This is a genomic window from Solimicrobium silvestre, assembly GCF_002976435.1.
GTDB lineage: Bacteria > Pseudomonadota > Gammaproteobacteria > Burkholderiales > Burkholderiaceae_D > Solimicrobium > Solimicrobium silvestre.
Genome location: NZ_PUGF01000009.1, coordinates 1 through 18,938, shown reverse-complemented (window position 1 = coordinate 18,938; position 18,938 = coordinate 1). Strand labels below are relative to the sequence as shown.

16 protein-coding genes are annotated in these 18,938 nt (G+C 44.7%); 4 read left to right on the top strand and 12 right to left on the bottom strand.

The window, feature by feature from the left end; genetic code table 11:
• Positions 1–27 precede the first annotated feature (27 nt).
• Complete coding sequence (locus S2091_RS10510) at positions 28–249, top strand: VF530 family protein (protein WP_105531777.1); 222 nt, start codon at positions 28–30, stop codon at positions 247–249.
• Here S2091_RS10510 and S2091_RS10505 read toward each other — a convergent pair.
• The 9 genes from S2091_RS10505 to pstS all read right to left on the bottom strand — a co-directional run bounded on the left by S2091_RS10505 (position 246) and on the right by pstS (position 11,508).
• On the bottom strand, positions 246–2,672 hold the full coding sequence (locus tag S2091_RS10505) for a PAS domain S-box protein (protein WP_105531776.1): 2,427 nt from the start codon (positions 2,670–2,672) through the stop codon (positions 246–248). The two genes, S2091_RS10510 and S2091_RS10505, sit on opposite strands and share 4 nt — an antisense overlap.
• 270 nt (positions 2,673–2,942) lie before the next feature.
• Positions 2,943–4,187 (bottom strand): dicarboxylate/amino acid:cation symporter, encoded by a 1,245-nt coding sequence (locus S2091_RS10500; RefSeq protein ID WP_105531775.1) that lies wholly within the window; start codon positions 4,185–4,187, stop codon positions 2,943–2,945.
• Positions 4,188–4,655: 468 nt separating this feature from the next.
• Positions 4,656–5,948, bottom strand: coding sequence for a phosphate regulon sensor histidine kinase PhoR (phoR, locus tag S2091_RS10495; protein ID WP_105531774.1), 1,293 nt, complete (start codon positions 5,946–5,948; stop codon positions 4,656–4,658).
• 124 nt (positions 5,949–6,072) lie between these two features.
• Positions 6,073–6,762: a response regulator gene (locus tag S2091_RS10490; RefSeq protein ID WP_105531773.1), complete on the bottom strand. Its 690-nt coding sequence runs from the start codon at positions 6,760–6,762 to the stop codon at positions 6,073–6,075.
• Between the two features lie 17 nt (positions 6,763–6,779).
• On the bottom strand, positions 6,780–7,478 hold the full coding sequence (gene phoU / locus S2091_RS10485; RefSeq protein WP_105531772.1) for a phosphate signaling complex protein PhoU: 699 nt from the start codon (positions 7,476–7,478) through the stop codon (positions 6,780–6,782).
• 78 nt (positions 7,479–7,556) lie between these two features.
• On the bottom strand, positions 7,557–8,348 hold the full coding sequence (gene pstB, locus S2091_RS10480; protein ID WP_105531771.1) for a phosphate ABC transporter ATP-binding protein PstB: 792 nt from the start codon (positions 8,346–8,348) through the stop codon (positions 7,557–7,559).
• Between the two features lie 70 nt (positions 8,349–8,418).
• The gene (gene pstA / locus S2091_RS10475) at positions 8,419–9,315 is read right to left on the bottom strand and encodes a phosphate ABC transporter permease PstA (RefSeq protein WP_105531770.1); all 897 of its coding nucleotides are present in this window, start codon (positions 9,313–9,315) and stop codon (positions 8,419–8,421) included.
• Positions 9,315–10,259: a phosphate ABC transporter permease subunit PstC gene (gene pstC / locus S2091_RS10470; RefSeq protein ID WP_243405398.1), complete on the bottom strand. Its 945-nt coding sequence runs from the start codon at positions 10,257–10,259 to the stop codon at positions 9,315–9,317. The genes pstA and pstC overlap by 1 nt, the downstream gene beginning before the upstream one ends.
• A gap of 199 nt (positions 10,260–10,458) precedes the next feature.
• A complete protein-coding gene (pstS, locus tag S2091_RS10465; RefSeq protein ID WP_105531919.1) occupies positions 10,459–11,508 on the bottom strand; it encodes a phosphate ABC transporter substrate-binding protein PstS in 1,050 nt (349 codons plus the stop codon).
• Positions 11,509–11,768: 260 nt separating this feature from the next.
• Between pstS and ppk1 the strand changes: the two genes are divergently transcribed.
• Positions 11,769–13,979, top strand: coding sequence for a polyphosphate kinase 1 (gene ppk1, locus S2091_RS10460; RefSeq protein WP_105531769.1), 2,211 nt, complete (start codon positions 11,769–11,771; stop codon positions 13,977–13,979).
• Positions 13,980–14,012: 33 nt separating this feature from the next.
• A complete protein-coding gene (locus S2091_RS10455) occupies positions 14,013–14,486 on the top strand; it encodes a SixA phosphatase family protein (RefSeq protein ID WP_105531768.1) in 474 nt (157 codons plus the stop codon).
• A gap of 62 nt (positions 14,487–14,548) precedes the next feature.
• On the opposite strand, the gene S2091_RS10450 is transcribed toward S2091_RS10455, so the two are convergent.
• The 3 genes from S2091_RS10450 to S2091_RS10440 all read right to left on the bottom strand — a co-directional run bounded on the left by S2091_RS10450 (position 14,549) and on the right by S2091_RS10440 (position 17,566).
• Positions 14,549–15,316, bottom strand: coding sequence for a GNAT family N-acetyltransferase (locus S2091_RS10450; protein WP_105531767.1), 768 nt, complete (start codon positions 15,314–15,316; stop codon positions 14,549–14,551).
• 293 nt (positions 15,317–15,609) lie between these two features.
• Positions 15,610–16,311 (bottom strand): lipoprotein-releasing ABC transporter ATP-binding protein LolD, encoded by a 702-nt coding sequence (gene lolD, locus S2091_RS10445; protein WP_105531766.1) that lies wholly within the window; start codon positions 16,309–16,311, stop codon positions 15,610–15,612.
• The gene (locus S2091_RS10440; protein ID WP_105531918.1) at positions 16,304–17,566 is read right to left on the bottom strand and encodes a lipoprotein-releasing ABC transporter permease subunit; all 1,263 of its coding nucleotides are present in this window, start codon (positions 17,564–17,566) and stop codon (positions 16,304–16,306) included. Before S2091_RS10440 ends, lolD begins: the two co-directional genes overlap by 8 nt.
• A gap of 45 nt (positions 17,567–17,611) precedes the next feature.
• Here S2091_RS10440 and S2091_RS10435 point away from each other — a divergent pair, with 45 nt between their 5' ends.
• Positions 17,612–18,601: a hypothetical protein gene (locus S2091_RS10435; protein ID WP_105531765.1), complete on the top strand. Its 990-nt coding sequence runs from the start codon at positions 17,612–17,614 to the stop codon at positions 18,599–18,601.
• Positions 18,602–18,938: the final 337 nt, after the last annotated feature.

The window sequence follows — 18,938 nt, the reverse complement described above, 5'->3', positions numbered from 1 at the left end:
TCAGCTTCATCAATTGCTACTTTCCCCATGACACATCCTAACAATCCGCTGCAAGGCGTAACGCTTGAGCATATTCTGACTGAGTTAGTGAGAGTTTACGGCTGGGAAGAAATGGCTAAAGAAGTCAATATTCGCTGCTTTACCCATGAGCCAAGTGTTCAATCCAGTTTAAAGTTTTTACGCAGAACACCTTGGGCGCGTGACAAAGTCGAAGCCATGTATGTAGCAATTAAAAAAACTAACCCTTAAATAAAATGGGTTGACTGCCTTTTCTCCGGCGGACTGGCTGCTGGAGCAAACAGGGGCAACACAATCACAAAAGAAGTTCCGCCACTGGCCTGACTACTGACTTCAATCTGCCCGCCCAGCATTTTCCGCACAATATTATGCACAATATTCAGACCTAAACCAGTGCCACCACGCCCCAGTTTGGTGGTGAAAAACGGATCAAAAATGCGGTTTAAATGATGCTCGGGAATACCTTTGCCGTCATCAGAAAACTCTATCTTCACATTCTGATCTTGCTTGGCTGCAGTCAATGTCATATTGCCCTGCTTGTCTTCTTCAAAGGCATGCAAGATTGAATTGTTGATTAAATTGGTGACGATTTGCTCGATAGGGCCCGGAAAACTATCCATCGAAATATCCTCAGGAATAGAGATGGATAATTTGTACGGCGTTTTGCGCAACATCGGTATCATCAACGCGACCACTTCATTGACTACTTTGTGCAGCTTGAAGACACGCCGCTGCTCACTCGTCTGATCTACCGCAACTTGCTTGAAATTGCTGACTAATTCACTGGAACGGTTCAAGCCGCGAATTAAAATATCCATCCCGGTTTTACTGTCGTTCATATAGCGACTCAAACTTGAGCGGCGGATTGTGCCCTGCTCTACTTCTTCATATAACTCGACGCTACGGTCACGCAGCGTGGTGGCGACTGTTAAACAATTACCGATCGGGGTATTAATTTCATGCGCAACGACTGCCACGATATCCCCCAGTGCGGTCAGTTTTTCTGAACGCACTAATTCAGCTTGAGCTAACTGAAGATTGTGCATCGTATTCGCCAGATTTTTATTGGTTTCACCTAATTCCGCGGTGCGCTCTTCTACCCGTTTTTCCAGTTGATAATTTAATTCTTGCAGTGCCTGTTCCGCTTGCAGCTGCAACGTAATGTCGCGGGCGATACCAAGGAAACCGACTACTTTGCCGGCACCATCTTGCACTCTGGTAACGGTTAGCGAGACATTTAAGCGCTGACCATTTTTGCAAATATACGTCCAGTTTCTCGTTTCCGAACCTAGCTTGACGGGAATCAGGGTAAGCACCTCGGAAGTTTGCACTTCACGTCCAAACTGGCGGCTTAACTCCTTACTACGTTGCACTAATTCATACGTATCATGAATATCAAAGCGCATCGGCATACCAATTTGCTCCCTGGCACGATACCCCAACATCTTTTCAGCACCACGATTAAACATCTGCACGATGCCATTAACATCCGTAGAAATGATCGCTATCTCGGAAGCAGCATCCAGCACATAGTTTAATTGTCGGTTTGCATGTGCAACAGCGGCTTCAACTAATTTTCGGTCAGTGATATCGCGGCAGATAATCAAGACATGAGCAGCATTATCAATTTCCAACAAGGAAGCCGAGACCAATACATTAATTAAACTACCGTCTTTATGTTTAATGATGGTTTCGTAGTTGGTGAGTGAACCATTTCTGTTGAGCTGGTTTTGCCAATCTTTGCGCTGTGCTTTGGTGATGCCAAGTTCGACTTCATCAATGGTTTTTCCGACTAATTCGCTGTATGCATGGCCGGTCATGTTTTCAACACCGGCATTGGCATAAATAATGTACGCATCCGAAATACGGCTTAACAGCATAAAGTCAGGAACAGCATCAATTACCTTCAACATCCGCGCGGCGGTCTGGCGCTCGCTTTCTTCACTTTTCCTTAATGCCTGAATTTCATTTTTTAATGTTGTCGTCACCAGATTGATGGCAAAACCAACTCGTCCAATTTCATCATTACCAAGGTAATCAATCGAGACATCATAGTTACCTACTAAAATTTCGTTGGCCGCATTTTCGAGCATTTTCAAATGACGGCTTAGCCAGCCCATTAACAGAACAAAGAATGCGATGCTAAGAACAATCGCAATCAACGAAAGTACCAATGCTTTTTTGGCTAACTCAAATTGCGCCTGTTGTTTGAAAACAGTAGTTCCACCGTATAGCAAATGGGAATATTGCGGCGTAGTGAGCAGCATGGAATTGTAAAAGCTGGGAGTTTTCCACGGCAGGCTGCCAATAGCACTAATGGCGCTACTTAAGCTGGTCGTGCCGGACAATTCAGAACCTGGCCAGCCTTTTTTTAAGACAACGCGATCATTTTGATCAAAGAGTACAAAGTAAGTCAAACTGTCTTTGGTTTGGCATGCGTCCATCAGCGAAGCGACTACATCATCTTTTAAGTCAAAGCGGCGATGTTCAAACTGACTATTTAAACAAGTATTAAGTTGTTGTAGGCGATTTTGGGATATTTGGTCGAGATAATCGTTATTAATTTCAAAGTTAATGCCAGCAATAAACGCCAGAGCAATAATTTCCAGCAAGATACAACCAACAATGACTTTCCATTTAAGGGTAATTCTCATAGTGCTATCGTATACATGATGAAAAACCGGCCATAGTGCGCTGATTTATGTTTGAAAAAAGTAAGTTAGTTGGTTCTAGTCGCCTTACCTCGGCGAAAAATTCTAAAATGGATTTACTCAACATGGTTATAGCAAGATATGTTTCTTTTGTGGTTTTGCAAAGTACTAGTTCAATGAAAAAGCAACAAAACAGTTATTCACCGCATTGTTGCCATTGGTTACTACGCTTTGATGCTCACAAATGAAGCTTACTTACTGAAACATACCTACTCACGATAATTCTTGTTTCAGTATAGACATATCCAATTCATTTTCCCATTTTGACACAACAATAGTTGCAACACCATTGCCAATAAAATTAGTTAATGCCCGACATTCACTCATAAACCGGTCGATTCCTAAAATGAGTGCCATGCCAGTAATCGGTATTGTCGGGACTACCGCCAAAGTTGCTGCCAGGGTAATAAAGCCAGCGCCAGTAATACCTGATGCGCCTTTTGAAGTCAGCATCGCAACACCAAGTATAGTCAATTGCTGGGTCAAGGTGAGATCGGTATTAGTTGCCTGTGCAATAAATAGCGCGGCCATGGTCATGTAAATATTGGTGCCGTCCAAATTAAAGGAGTATCCAGTCGGCACGACCAAACCTACCACTGATTTTGCGCAACCGAGCCGTTGTAATTTTTCCATTAACAAAGGTAAGCCGCTCTCCGAGGAACTGGTGCCGAGCACAATCAGCAATTCTTCTTTGATATAAACCAAAAACCTCCAGATTGAAAATCCGGTTAATTTGGCGACAATACCCAGCACAACAAAGATAAATAAGCCGCAAGTCAGGTAAAAAGAACCCATTAATTTTGCTAATGGCAACAAGGAAGCGATGCCGTACTTGCTGATCGTAAATGCCATGGCACCAAAGGCTCCAATCGGTGCAGCCTTCATCAAAATACCGACGACTGCAAAGATGACCTTCGAGAGGTCATCAACCAAATGCAGAATCGGTTTTCCTTTTTCACCCAAAGTAGATAAGGCAAAACCAAACAGAATAGCGATTAGCAGCACCGGCAAAATATCCCCATGCGCAAAAGCGCCGACCAAGGTCTCGGGAATAATGTTCATAATGAATTCGACCGTGGTCGGCATTGCTTTTGTAGTGAATTGCGCAATACCGCTGGTATCTAGCGACGCTAAATTGGCATTAAAGCCGTCACCGGGACGTATTACATTGGCGACGATTAAGCCGATTAGTAAGGCGATTGAAGACAGCACTTCAAAATAAATCAAGGCCTTACCACCTACTCGCCCTACTTTTTTGATGTCTTGCATTCCCGCAATGCCGCTCACTACGGTGCAGAAAATAACTGGAGCAATGATCATTTTGATCAGCTTAATAAAGCCATCGCCTAACGGCTTTAATTCAACGCCAAAATGCGGTTGAAATACGCCGATTAAAATTCCGCAACAAATTGCAAACAAAACTTGGACATACAATATTTTATAGAAAGGTTTTTTCATTTTTAAAATTCTTTGATTAAAACTGATCGCGCTGATGGGGGGCTATGCGTTGACTATCTACGTACGTTCACAGCTTTTTATGCTCTATTGATATTGTCATTAATTTGCCTAAGAAGAACCACTAAAAATTCCCATAAAACAACACATATAACAAATTAATTCCTTTGCCATGTGACACGCGCAAGAATTTACGAAATTGCAGTTGAGAAAGCAATTACTTTAACGCTAAATAAAGAAGGAGGGAGTTTTAAATAATGGAAAATGGCAATATTATTTCCCCATTTAAGATTACAGTACTCTAGTATTTTTTTTAAAAACCATCGGAATGATTAATATCTAGCTTATGTATTAAATATACTGTCGAAAAATTTGTTTTTAATTGAAGGCAAACCCACTCAATAGGTGGAATATTTAAAAAAATATGGGGAGTATATGAAATACGCCCCATTTAGGTATCTTAATGCCTATTTATGCAATAGAAACTGGCATTGGAAATTGAATTGAAAAAGCGCTTCCCACACCGGAGGTCGATTCAATTGTTAATTGCGCCTTATGCCGCAACGCAACGTGCTTCACAATTGCCAAACCTAAACCAGTGCCTTGGGTTTCGCGTGAACGGCTTTTATCAACCCGGTAAAAACGTTCGGTTAAGCGCGATATATGCTCAGAACTAATACCAATTCCGCTATCTTTCACCATAAATTTCGGGCCTGCATCGGAATTAGTCCAGCTAATGGTGATCGTGCCGCCCACCGGGGTGTAGCGAACAGCATTAGAAACCAGGTTACCAAATGCACTGCGCAACTCATCAAAACTGCCCATCACATCCGGGCCTTCATTAATAAAGATTAATTCATGCTTGCCGACTGATAAACCGTGCATTTCCGATACAACCGACTCCAATAACTGCGTCATGTTGACGCGCTCCGGACGCACTGGAAAATCCACCGATTCAAGCCGCGTTAAAGTCAACATATCTTCCACCAAGCCTTGCATACGCTGCCCTTGCTCAGTCATCAACTTGATGTGCCCTGCCCTGATTTTACTATCCAGATCAGGTTGCATTGCGTTGATTTCCAAAAAGCCGTTAATCACGGTAAGCGGGGTACGTAACTCATGTGACGCATTGGCGATAAAGTCGCGCCGCATCATATCGATTCGTTCGCTTTCGGTAATGTCATGTGTGACTAAAATTTGGCGGCGATTTTCAAATTTAATAATGTGTAAAATTAATTTGCGGTCGCGGTGCGTGACAGTCAGCGGCTTGTCAAAACGGCCTAAAATAACGTAATCCATAAATTCCGGGCTACGAATCAGATTGGTTACCCGCATATTTTTATCTTTGCTCAGGCTCAATCCCAAATGTTGCTCAGCAACTGGATTGCACCACTCCAAAAACAAAACATCATCCATAATCACCACGCCATCGGGCAGCAAGGTCATGGCTTGTCTAAAACGAGCTAACCATTCCGAGAGTTCGGCCTGATTTTTTTCATCTTCACGACGCATCCGGTACAAGCGTGAAAAAATTTCTGTCCATGCGCCCCAACCGTCCGGTAATTTACTGCTATCAGGTTTATCCAGCCAAATTGAAAGCCTGTATAAATAGTGTAATTGCAGTCCAATTAATACCGCCAAGCCGCTACCAACCGCTATCGCGCACCACAAAATACCCCAAAAATAACCGACAACCAACGCGCCGCACACCACGATGAGAGTTCTTAAAATAGCGGGTACCCAAAATACAATTAACGGATTCATTAGTCTTCTTTATCTTCTTTATTTGATGATTTTGCTACTCTAGAACGAATAAAAAAGGTGCGCAAGGCTTTCCCCTCCACGCACCCCTTGCATCCCTATGCATCTTTTACGCAATTCAGCACATCTATTTTTCCGACAGCATATAGCCAACGCTACGCACCGTTTTGATCAGTGACTCCGATGTTTTAAGCACTTTCCGCAAACGCAGAACATGCACATCGACTGTGCGTTCTTCAATTACCACATGATCGCCCCACACTTTATCGAGCAACTGACTACGTGAAAAAACCCGGTCTGGATGCGCCAAAAAGAATTTAAGCAGTTTGAATTCAGCATGACCGATCTCAATGCGCTGATCATTCAACAATACCGAGCAGCTCACCGGATCTAACACAATCGGGCCAGCGGACAATACACCCTGCCCGTGTTCCGGTGCTTTGCGGCGCAATACAGTTTTGATGCGTGCGGTGAGTTCACGCGGTGAGAACGGTTTGGTGACATAGTCATCAGCACCATGATCCAAGCCAGCGATTTTATCCTCTTCCATACTTTTCGCGGTCAGCATGATAATAGGTAATGCACCAAATTGACGGTCTGCGCGAATTTTAGAAAGCAAGCGAATACCGCTTTGATCTGGCAACATCCAATCCAGCAGCACTAAATGCGGCATGCGCCGGGTAATGAAAGCCCAAGCATCTGCTGTGTTATTGACGGCATAGGTTTCCCAACCTGCCGCACGTAAAGTAAAGCTGACCAGCTCAACAATGGCCGGCTCGTCTTCCACAATCAATATCGTGGTTTTATCTAAGCTCATTTGATGTCCTGTTCAATTCACGCAAGATGTGTCGCAGCGTAATCCGTATGACGGATGTCTTTGCCTTCAACGATAAAGATCACGTGTTCGGCAATATTTTTAGCATGGTCGCCAATCCGTTCTATCGCTTTGGCTATCCATAAAGCATCCAGTGCGGCTGAAATGGTGCGCGGATCTTCCATCATGTACGTGATCAAATTACGCATAACGGCACGGAAATCCTGGTCAATAATCGCATCTTTGGCGATCAACTTAACGGCTTGTTTTTCATCCAGACGTGCTAACGCATCCAAGGCATCGTGCAGCATATTGCCGACTTGCGAAGCCAGGCCGCGTACTGCTTCGTAATCGTTAAATATCAACGCGCCACGCTGGGTATCTTTACCTTGCGCAATCCGCGCAATTTTACTGGCTTCGTCACCGATACGCTCTAAATCGGTAATAACTTTTACGGTCGCCATGACTGTACGCAAATCATTAGCGGCTGGCTGGCGCTTTAAGATTAAATGACGGCAAGCGTCATCTAAATCGACTTCCAGCTGATTAACACCTGCGTCCGCTTTAATAACACTGGCTGCTAATTCCACATTGCCGACTCTAAAACTCGCGATAGCGTCGTGGAATTGATTTTCTACCAATCCACCCATTAACAGTACTTTGGAACGTAAGGTTTCCAAGTCGGTGTCATATTGTCTGGAAGAGTGTTCGCCCGTCATTATTCATCCCCTAAAATTGTAATTTTTTACGCTTAATTATTAAACTGTTGATCGCGGCTAATCGTGATTAATTGTGACTTAGCCAAAGCGTCCGGTAATGTAATCCTGCGTTTCTTTTTTAACCGGATTCATAAATACCTGATCTGTCACGCCTGCTTCAACTAGCTCACCCAAATACATGTAGGCGGTGTAATCAGAGCAACGCGCCGCTTGCTGCATGTTGTGAGTAACAATCGCAATCGTGTAATCTTGCTTTAATTCGTTGATCAATTCTTCGATTTTAGCCGTTGAAATCGGGTCGAGCGCCGAAGTCGGTTCATCCAGCAACAGCACATCCGGTTTAACCGCAACGCCGCGTGCAATGCACAACCGCTGTTGTTGGCCGCCAGATAAACTCAAACCGCTTTTTGATAATTTATCCTTAACTTCGCTCCACAATGCCGCTTTATTCAAAGCCCATTCCACGCGCTCATTCATCTCGCCTTTGGACAGGTTTTCATACAGGCGCACACCGAACGCGATGTTGTCGTAAATCGACATCGGGAACGGGGTTGGCTTTTGAAATACCATGCCGATTTTAGCGCGCAGCATATTGATGTCTTGATCGGCATCTAAAATATTTTTATTGTTGTAGATAATATTTCCCTCAGCGCGCTGGCCCGGATATAAATCATACATACGGTTTAGGGTGCGCAGCAAAGTGGATTTACCACAGCCGGAAGGTCCGATAAAAGCGGTTACTTTTTTGTCTTTAATCGATAAATTAATGTTTTTAAGGCTTTGCGTTGCGCCGTAAAAAAAATTTAAACCTGATATTTGTATTGCAGATGGCAATGTTTCGTGCGCTATAGAATGTGCGGAAGAAGGCATTTAATAGTCCTGTGAATAAACTGTAAAGCAGCTATAAATAAGTGGCAAATAAGCTCTAAGGAAATTGAGCTTAACCTTGAATTTTTTGATTAAAAAGTGTGCGTGACAAAATATTTAAACCTAACACGCTCAAGGTAATAATCAAGGCACCGCCCCACGCCAGAGTGCGCCAATTTTCGTAAGGGCTCATCGCAAACTGATAGATCACTACCGGCAAATTCGCCATCGGTTTATTCATATCTGAATTATAAAACTGATTATTTAGAGCAGTAAATAACAAGGGGGCTGTTTCACCGGATATCCGAGCAACGGCTAACAACACGCCGGTAATGACGCCAGCCTTAACGGCGCGCAAACGCACCAGAATGGCGACTTTCCAACGTGGCGCGCCCAAGGCAAAAGCCGCTTCACGCAGGCTTCCAGGAACCAGTTGCAGCATATTATCGGTGGTACGAACGATGACCGGAATCGCAATCAATGAAATGGCAATACTGCCTGCCCAGCCTGAAAAATGATTCATGTTGGCGACATACAGCGCATACACAAACAAGCCGATCACAATCGACGGTGCCGACAACATAATATCGGTAACGAAGCGAGTTAATTGTGCAAACCAGTTTGCTTCGCCATATTCAGCCAGATACAACCCTGCCAGAATGCCGATTGGTGTGCAGATAACGGTCGCTACACCAACCATCATTGCGCTACCGACGATAGCATTTAATAAGCCACCACCATCGCTGCCTGGAGGAGGTGTTGATTCAGTAAGCATGCTTAAATTAAGTGAGCTAAAGCCTTTAATGAACAAGGTAAGCAAGATCCATAACAAGAAAAACACCCCGATCACCATCGCCAGGAAAGAAAGGCTAATGCCGATCCGATGTACCCATAAACGACGTTGATAAACTGCGTTATTGATTGGAGTTGACTTAGTTTCAACGGTTGTTAGTGTTGAGTGAGCATTCATTATTTTAAACCTTCACTTTTTTTCAAACCTAGCAACATTAATTTTGCCGCTGATAACACAATCAAGGTGATCACAAAAAGAATCAAACCTAAGGCATATAAAGAGGAAACATGTAACGGTGTATCAGCTTCAGCAAACTCATTCGCCAATGTTGAGGCGATGCTGTTACCCGCAGCAAATAAGGACCATGAAAGGCGGTTGGCATTTCCGATCAGGAAAGTAATTGCCATGGTTTCACCCAAAGCTCGGCCAAGTCCCAGCATCACGCCGCCGACGACACCAATTTTGGTATAAGGCAGCACCACTTTTCGGACCACTTCCCATTTTGTGCAGCCCAAACCGTAGGCCGATTCTTTTAGGATGTGCGGCACGACTTCAAACACATCGCGCATCACCGAGGCAATAAATGGAATAATCATGATGGCCAAAATAATTCCCGCAGCCAAAATACCGATACCGATCATAGGGCCTTGAAACAACTTCCCTATGCCGGGTAATTGACCTAACGTTGCCGCCAATACCGGTTGAATATATTTGGCAAAGAACGGTGCAAAAATAAACAGGCCCCACATGCCGTAAATAATGCTGGGCACACCTGCCAGCAATTCAACGGCGGTGCCTAACGGGCGTTTTAGCCAGGCTGGGCAAATTTCAGTGAGGAATAACGCAATACCAAAGCTGATCGGAAATGCGATCAGCAAGGCTATAAAAGAGGTGGCTAACGTGCCGACGATGGCGATCAATGCGCCGTATTTCTCATTGACCGGATCCCACTCGATGGTGGTGATAAAAGCGGGGCCAAATTCATGCAAGGCGGGCCATGCGCCGATCAGCAAGGAAACAATAATGCCTAATAAAACCAGCAATACGCTGAGTGCAAAACTAAGGGTGATTTTATGAAATATAAAATCACCCAACTTATGTGAACGCATTGGTAAATTCATCTTAGATTGCGAGGTTTCGACTGAAGACTTAACCGAAGTTTCAGTTGAAATTTGATTGATGGAGTCCGATGTCATATCAGGTGAACTATTCATAAGCATGAGAAAACCATTAAACCATTTTTTAAAATCCCAGCTTCTTGCAGAAAGAAGCTGGGATACACTTTTATGTTAATAAGTATTAGGAATTACCAGATACCAATTACCAGATTTGCTTACCAGCAGTATCTTTCAATTCTGCCTTCCAAGTTTCTTGAACCAGCTTAGTTACCGCACTTGGCATCGCAACGTAATCCAATTCAGCAGCCATTGCTTCGCCGTTCTTGAAAGCCCAGTCAAAGAACTTCAACACTTCACGGCCCTTAGTACTGTCAGCCTGCTGTTTGTACATCAAAATAAACGAGGCGCCAGTAATAGGCCAGCTAGCTTTACCAGTTTGATTGGTGAGCACAATGTTGTAGCCCGGCACTTTTGACCATTCAGCACCGGCAGCTGCCGCTTTAAATGAATCGTCACCCGGCTCTACAAAATTACCATCGCGATTTTTCAATTGCGCATAAATCATTTTGTTCTTTTTAACGTAGGCATATTCTACGTAACCGATCGTACCTTTGATATTCAGTACGCTGGCTGCTACGCCTTCATTGCCTTTACCGCCCAAACCAACTGGCCATTTAACAGCTGTACCTGAACCTATCGTTGATTTGAATTCTGCATTTACCTTAGACAAATAATCAGTCCACAGGAATGTAGAACCTGATCCATCAGAACGATGCACTACAGTAATATCTGTGGCTGGCAATTTAATATCTGGATTCAATGCAACGATTTCAGGTGCATTCCATTTGGTAATTTTGCCCAAATAAATTCCGGCAATAACATCACCGGTGAGCTTCATCTTGCCCGCAGCAATGCCGTCCAGATTGACTACCGGAACCAGCCCACCCATAATGGCTGGAAACTGAATTAGGCCCGCTGCATCTAATTCTTCAGCTTTCAGCGGCATATCTGATGCGCCAAAATCGACTGTTTTATTTTTGATTTGTTTGATACCTGCACCAGAACCAACTGATTGATAATTCAATCCATTGCCAGTTGCTTTCTTATAGGCATCGGCCCATTTTGCATAAATTGGATAAGGAAAAGTTGCACCAGCACCAGTCATATCTTCTGCATGCACTGCACTAGCTGCAAAAACTGAACTTGCACCAACTACAATAATGAGGCTTTTTATGAGTTTACTAATAGACATATTCGCTCCTTGATAATTTAATTCAACATTCATTTCCGATAACATAGGCGCACTTTACAGTCCATTTATGACATGCAGATGACAAACAGCAGTCCATTTTAGTGCTTGTCACAATTAGTTTCATAATATGGCACGCCCTCGCTAGAGAGCTTGATTAGAGGGGTAGATTACTAGTTACAGGTCAACATCGTTATTTTTAGTGTCATCTTAATGTCACAATTAAAATTTAGAATCTTTTAGCAACAATAGGTAAGGTCTACATGAGTACATCACATCTTGTTAATGCAAAATCAACACCAAAAGTAAAAAGTAAACGAAAATCGACCACCATACCCAAGACAACTGGACTGAAAAAATTGGCAAAGACTATAAAAACAAATGAAAGCTTAATTAGCTCGACAGCCTCGGCACCCTCCCCTGAAAAAAAAGCCGGTCAATTTTTAGATCGCGAAATATCTCAAATTTCCTTTAATTGGCGCGTATTGGCACAGGCCGAAGATAATAATGTGCCGCTACTCGAACGCTTACGTTATTTATGTATAGCCAGCAGTAACTTAGATGAGTTTTTTGAAGTACGGGTAGCTAGTCTGTTAGCCCATCAAGGCGAATCGACCAAACTGCACCCGCAATTAAAAGCGACGTTGGAACGCATCAGCATTGAAGCGCATCGCCTGGTTACACGCCAATATGAAGTATTAAATGAAGATGTATTGCCTCAATTGTCCTCACAAGGCGTACATTTATTACGCCATAATGATCGCAACCCGGCTCAGCGCGCATGGGTAAAAGCTTATTTTGAACGCGAAGTACGGCCACTATTAACTCCGATCGGACTCGATCCGGCTCACCCTTTCCCACAGGTAGTAAATAAAAGTTTAAATTTTATCGTTTCTCTGGCCGGCAAAGATGCATTCGGACGCGGCACTGCCATTGCGATTGTCAAAGCACCGCGCGTACTGCCACGGGTGATCCGTTTACCGGATGAATTAAGTCCAAAGGGCGGCGCCTCATTTTGCCTGCTCTCTTCCGTGATTCATGCCCATATTGATGACTTATTTAATGGCCGCGAAGTGGTCGCCTATTCACAATTCCGGGTGACGCGCGATAGCGATATGTGGGTCGATGAAGATGAGGTTAAAAATTTACGGGTTGCCTTGCAAGGTGAATTACAAGGCCGCCAATTTGGCGCAGCAGTCCGTTTAGAGGTGGCTAAAAATTGCCCACCTAATCTATCTAAATTTTTGCTGGAACAATTTAATCTACACCACAGCCGTTTATATGAGGTAAATGGCCCGGTTAATTTAGCGCGCTTGTCTGAAATCGGTGAACTGGTTAACCTGCCGGAATTACGTTTTACGCCGTTTTACGCCAATACCAGCACGCCCTATACGCAACCCGATGTGTTTGCCGCATTGCGCAAACAAGACATTTTATTGCATCACCCGTTTCAATCATTTCAAACCGTCATTGACTTTGTCCGCGATGCATCCGCTGACCCAGCTGTCGTCGCCATCAAACAAACCATCTACCGTACCGGAATGAATTCCGATTTAATGGAAGCCTTAATTAGTGCCGCACAAGCAGGCAAAGAGGTCACGGTTATTTTGGAGTTAATGGCGCGCTTTGATGAGGAAGCTAATATTAACTGGTCTGACCGTCTGCAACGCGCTGGCGCGCAAGTTGTTTATGGCGTAGTGGGGTTAAAAACGCATGCCAAACTCGCCTTAGTTATACGCCGTGAAGTTGGTCATCAATTACGCTGCTATGCCCATCTAGGGACCGGCAATTACCATCCGACCACCACCAAGTTTTACACGGACTTTGGCCTGCTCACGGCCAATCCAACAATTGCATCGGAAGTGAATGAAGTATTTATTCATTTAACCAGCTTAACCAAGCACAAAAAATTCCAGCATTTATGGTTAGCGCCATTTTCATTTCAAAACCAGCTTATCCGGGCGATACGCAACGAAGCACGCCTAGCCAGAGCAGGCAAACCCGGGCGCATTATCGCCAAAATGAATGCGTTACTCGATGAATCTGTGATTCGCGCTCTGTATGCTGCCTCGAATGATGGCGTAAAAATCGAACTGATCGTGCGCGGTGCTTGTGCATTAAGGCCGGGCGTACCGGGTTTATCTGAAAATATCAGCGTGCGTTCTATCATTGGCCGCTTCCTTGAACACAGCCGTATTTTTTACTTCCGCAATGACTTGGCGCATGACACCTATTTATCAAGTGCTGATTGGATGAATCGCAATTTATTCAGACGGATTGAAGTTGCCTTCCCGATTTTGGATAAAAACCTGAAAAAACGGGTCATGGAAGAAGGACTCATGCCCTACTTAAAAGACAATTGCAATGCTTGGCTATTGGATGAAGACGGCGAATATAAACTGCGTAAAAGCCGTGCCAAACCTTATGGTGCACAACAGTACCTAATGGATACGCTAGGCCAAACTGATTCTTAATTACGCAGCTAAAACCAAGAAGGGGGAAATTAATTGGATCTCATTTTATGGCGCCATGCGCACGCGGAAGCGCTAACCGAAGACATGCTGCATCGGGTTGATAGCGAACGTAAACTCACCCCTAAAGGCCAAAAACAAGCCGCTAAAATGGCGCTTTGGCTGGATAGCGTGCTTCCGCACAGCTGTAAAATTTTGGTTAGCCCCAGCCAACGCACAATGCAAACAGCCCTTGCCTTAGGCCGCAAGTTTAAAGTGGTGAGCGAAATTGGCACCGACAGTGATGCAGATCAGATTTTAGCGGCATGCAATTGGCCGAATAGCCGCGAACCAGTGCTAATTATCGGCCATCAGCCACATTTGGGTGACGTAGTAAGCAAGCTGATTCCTACGATTCAAGATTGCGCGATCCGCAAAGGGAATGTTTGGTGGATTAGCCAAAAAGACGCCGAAGATGCTCCTACGACGTTTTTAAAGGTGGTAATGACACCGGAGTTGGTGGTTAAGTAAATTCAAAAATAGTTATTCTCGCGTATTAATAGGGTGGGCATAGAATGCTCACCCTATTTTATTTACTCCGCTTTATCCTTCAAATAATGCCGCGAATAACGGCCATCCAAATTCTCTAGCGGTAGCAATAAAAACAAATCTGCACAATGGAAATCAGGATCCCAGGCAGGCTCACCACACACCCAGGCGCCAGCACGCAAATAACCTTTAAGCAACGGCGGAACATTTTTTTGAAAACTACCGTCTACTTCACCGCTTAGCGGAAAAGGGAGTATTGGCGTAACCCTATATTCTATCGGCGCCATTTCTTCCGGCTTCAGGCTGTTGAATAAGGCGTTAGCATTCATTCCGCCGTCTGCCAAGCTAATCGAAGCGCAACCGACTAAATAATTGCATTGCTCGCGCCGCATAAACGCTGCTAATCCAGCCCATAACATCATGATAACGGCGCCGCTGCGGTAATCAGGATGGATGCAAGCACGTCCGGCTTCGGCAATTTGATCGCGAATATGGGCAAAACGCGATAAATCGAATTCAGACTCAGAATAATAGCGTCCGATTTTGCGTGCCGAATGCGGGCCTAGAACCCGATAGGTACCGACAATTTTTAAGTTTTTGCTATCACGCACAATTAAATGGTCGCAATAGTCATCAAACTCGTCTTTATCTAAACCTTCCGGATTTTCTAAAGTAGATAAACCCATGGTTTCGATAAACACTTTATAGCGTAAGCGCTGAACTTCACGGACTTCTTCAGGGCTACTCGCTAAGCTTAAACTTAGTTTTGAAAAATTAGAATTTTGTTCAGATGTAGAGGTCAGTAATCGCATAGTGTGGCCTAGAATTTAGACCTGTATAGCGTAACTAACGAATACTTCAAGTTGATGACGAATTTATGTCGAATTGATGACAAATGAAAAGAGTAGGTCTTTTTAAAGCTATTCCTGCCTGAAAATAGCACTTTTTATATACACCCCTACCCCAACCTGTTTTTATGACCTATTCAATGTGTTTTAAGGTGATGAAAATCATAAAAACAGGCGGTATATTATTGGTTCAATAGCAATACTTAGAAAACCACGTAATTAACAATTAAATACCAAGTGTGGAAATTACGAAATAATCATTTCAAATCCAAACCATCCTGCGTCAAACTCAAAATCCGGTCACAGCGGCTCGCCAATTCCAGATCATGAGTCACGATCACAAAAGCAGTACCTGAACTGTGTGCTAAATCGAGCATTGCGTCAAAAATATGCTGGGCATTTTGCCGATCCAGATTACCGGTTGGCTCATCCGCCAAAACACAGGCTGGCTTAGTCACCAGAGCACGCGCCAATGCCACGCGCTGGCGTTCACCACCAGACAATTCTCCGGGAACATGACTAACCCGATGCCCCAGACCGACCTGCTCCAGCATCCGCTGTGCCTGACTCTGCGCTTGAGCGTGCGGCATGCGACGTATCATGAGCGGCATGGCGACGTTATCCAAAGCGGAAAATTCAGGCAACAAATGATGGAACTGATACACAAAACCAAGTGAGCTATTGCGCAAATTTCCGCGCTGCAATTCAGTCATTTTAGAAAAATCATTGCCCTGCAATTTTACCCAACCCGTACTCGCATTATCCAATCCACCCAGCACATGTAATAACGTAGATTTACCGGTACCTGAAGCACCTACGATGGCGACCCGCTCACCGCGCTTTACCTGCAAATTAACGCCCTGTAAAACCGGCACAGCAAATTCACCGTCACCATAGGTTTTACCTACGCCGGAACATTCCAGCACAATATCTAAATTCATCTTTTGTAGTTCACTCATAACGTAAAGCCTCAGCCGGTTTAACATTCGAAGCGCGCCAGCTCGGATAAATGGTAGACAACAGGGCAAACACTAACGCCATGCCGCCGATATAGCTCACGTCGTCCCAGTGCAGATCGGATGGAACGCTGGTGATAAAGTAAATGGCTTTATCAAGAAATTGCACACCAAATAAATGTTCGAAAAAACCCACCATCGCTGGAATATTTAACGCAACGATGACGCCCAAACCGACACCCAACAACGTTCCCAGCGTACCGACCATGCTGCCCTGAACCATAAAAATCTTCATGATGGAAGCTGGCGACGCGCCGAGAGTGCGCAAAATAGCGATATCGGCCTGCTTGTCACGCACCGTCATGACCAGCGTTGAGACCAGATTAAAGGCTGCCACCGCAATAATCAGCGTCAAAATAATAAACATCATGCGTTTTTCAACTTTAACTGCGGCAAAGTAATTACGGTTTTGTTGCGACCAATCGCGTAACAATAAATCGCCGCTTAAGCTCGTCGATAACTCAAGAGCAATCGCTGGCGCTTGCAATAAATCATCAACCCGTAATCTGACACCAGTGGGCGCGCTCAGGCGAAACAATTTTTCTGCATCGGTCATTTGCACAAACACCAGGGCAGAGTCATATTCGTAGGTTCCGGCTTCAAAAATACCGGTCACGGTAAATGACTTAAGGCGGGGTGTAACACCGGCTGGCGTTACCTGTCCTTGCGGCACTGCTAAAGTAATTTTGTCGCCCAGATGAGCGTCTAATGCCAGCGCCAAATCTTTACCGATCACAATATTAAATTCACCGCTCTGCAAGCTGGTAAAACTGCCTTGCTTGATTTTGCTGATCACTTCCGACACAGTAGGCTCTTGTTCAGGCAAAATCCCGCGCACTATGACACCGCGCATGCTGTCACTAATTATTAACGCCTGCCCTTCAACATAAGGAGCGGCCGCTTTAACGTGCTTATTGAGCAAAGTTTCGCGCGCAGTTTCCTGCCAGTCAGGCAGTACGCCGCCCGCGCCAGACACCTCGATGTGCGACACCACCGACAACATCCGGTCACGCACTTCTTTTTGAAAGCCATTCATCACAGACAGCACGATAATTAACGCAGCCACACCCAAACCGATGCCTGCCATTGAAATTAACGAGATAAAGGAAATGAAACTATTTCGTCCGCTGCGACGTCCGGCACGTGTATAACGTAGCCCAATCTGCCATTCATACGGCAGTTTTTTAAGAAAATTCAATATTGCCTCCCAAGAACAGCACGCAGTGTGCCATATAATGGCGGCATGAGTCATCCAGAAATTATCATCCCATTTAGCCTCCCCCCTGCTGAACACGCTAAAGACCTAGTGAAAATGCTAGCGTCTGAGTGCGGAACAGACGGTTTAGCCATGCTGCTATCACGCCATCAAACGCTTAAGCGCACGCATTTTGACGATTTTTCGCCCGAATTACCACATGAAACCTGGTTAACTAAAACGCAGCAACACAGCAATTTGCAACAGCAAGCCAGCACATTAGGCGTTGAACTGACGGCGGGACACTGGTTTATATTGAATCCCGTGCATTTGCATATCGCCAGAAACCATTTAGTGCTCACCGATTACCGGCAACTGGCGTTATCGGAACCAGATTCCATCCTGCTTTATCAAAAAGCCCAGGCACTATGCGAAGAAGTTGGCCTGGAGCTGGTCTATGGCAATGCCACTAGCTGGTTTTTACGCGCAAACGACTGGGCCGATTTCGCCACCTCCACCCCTGACGCAGCGTGCGGGCATAATATTGAAATTTGGTCCGCCAAGGGGCAAAAAGAACTCGCCTGGCGTAAATTGCAAAATGAAATTCAAATGGAATGGTTTATCCATCCGCTGCAAGAGCAACGTGAACGACGCGCTGAAAAAGTCGTTAACGGCTTGTGGTTATGGGGTGGCACAGCATTAAAAAATGGATTTAAAGCCGAGCAAATTAAACCGGCCAGCCCTGCACACAGTGTAGAAAACTTCATTCTTACACCGCAATTAACTGTACTGGATCAACTGAGCGCAGCGGCATTAGCAAACGATTGGGGTACTTGGGCAGCAGGAATGATAGAACTTGAACGCAGCTGGTTTAAACCGTTGTACACGGCATTAAAAGACCGCAAACTCAAGCAACTCCATCTGCATTTAAGTAACAGCAATACCTTATTAAGCGTACAAACTAGCGGCAACGCACTGCGTAAGTTTTGGTGTGTGCCAACTTTAAAGAATTTAATTGATACGAGCCGCGCTAGTTGAAGCTTGTTTGTGTTGCTGTTGAAGTTGCTTTTGAAGTGGCTTTTGATCTACCTCCCATTCTGACGCTGCCGGTTAATTGAGCTAAAAATGGATCAGAAAGGTTCGCTGTCTGAGCGCAGCGAGTTTCGAACTTTTCCCATTTTTAGCTCAATTAATCGGGAATTCAGCGGCAGTGGGTCGCCTTTTTTGGCTTACACTTTTTTGGCGAAGTGTATAGACGTGAGACATGGGTAACACCTGTATCAGGACATAGGTAACACTATTGGGCATCAAGAATGATGTCCAATCGGAGCCGCCATTATGACCTGGAATACAGCCAATACTATGGACTTACGTT

Excerpts from the sequence above, each read along its gene's own strand:
- pstB (WP_105531771.1), bottom strand. The coding sequence starts at position 8,348 with ATGCCTTCTTCCGCACATTCTATAGCGCACGAAACATTGCCATCTGCA.
- S2091_RS10510 (WP_105531777.1), top strand. The coding sequence starts at position 28 with ATGACACATCCTAACAATCCGCTGCAAGGCGTAACGCTTGAGCATATT.
- S2091_RS10500 (WP_105531775.1), bottom strand. The coding sequence starts at position 4,187 with ATGAAAAAACCTTTCTATAAAATATTGTATGTCCAAGTTTTGTTTGCA.
- S2091_RS10490 (WP_105531773.1), bottom strand. The coding sequence starts at position 6,762 with ATGAGCTTAGATAAAACCACGATATTGATTGTGGAAGACGAGCCGGCC.
- lolD (WP_105531766.1), bottom strand. The coding sequence starts at position 16,311 with ATGAGTGAACTACAAAAGATGAATTTAGATATTGTGCTGGAATGTTCC.
- phoR (WP_105531774.1), bottom strand. The coding sequence starts at position 5,948 with ATGAATCCGTTAATTGTATTTTGGGTACCCGCTATTTTAAGAACTCTC.
- pstC (WP_243405398.1), bottom strand. The coding sequence starts at position 10,259 with ATGAATTTACCAATGCGTTCACATAAGTTGGGTGATTTTATATTTCAT.
- ppk1 (WP_105531769.1), top strand. The coding sequence starts at position 11,769 with ATGAGTACATCACATCTTGTTAATGCAAAATCAACACCAAAAGTAAAA.
- S2091_RS10505 (WP_105531776.1), bottom strand. The coding sequence starts at position 2,672 with ATGAGAATTACCCTTAAATGGAAAGTCATTGTTGGTTGTATCTTGCTG.
- pstA (WP_105531770.1), bottom strand. The coding sequence starts at position 9,315 with ATGAATGCTCACTCAACACTAACAACCGTTGAAACTAAGTCAACTCCA.
- pstS (WP_105531919.1), bottom strand. The coding sequence starts at position 11,508 with ATGTCTATTAGTAAACTCATAAAAAGCCTCATTATTGTAGTTGGTGCA.
- S2091_RS10450 (WP_105531767.1), bottom strand. The coding sequence starts at position 15,316 with ATGCGATTACTGACCTCTACATCTGAACAAAATTCTAATTTTTCAAAA.
- S2091_RS10435 (WP_105531765.1), top strand. The coding sequence starts at position 17,612 with ATGAGTCATCCAGAAATTATCATCCCATTTAGCCTCCCCCCTGCTGAA.
- phoU (WP_105531772.1), bottom strand. The coding sequence starts at position 7,478 with ATGACGGGCGAACACTCTTCCAGACAATATGACACCGACTTGGAAACC.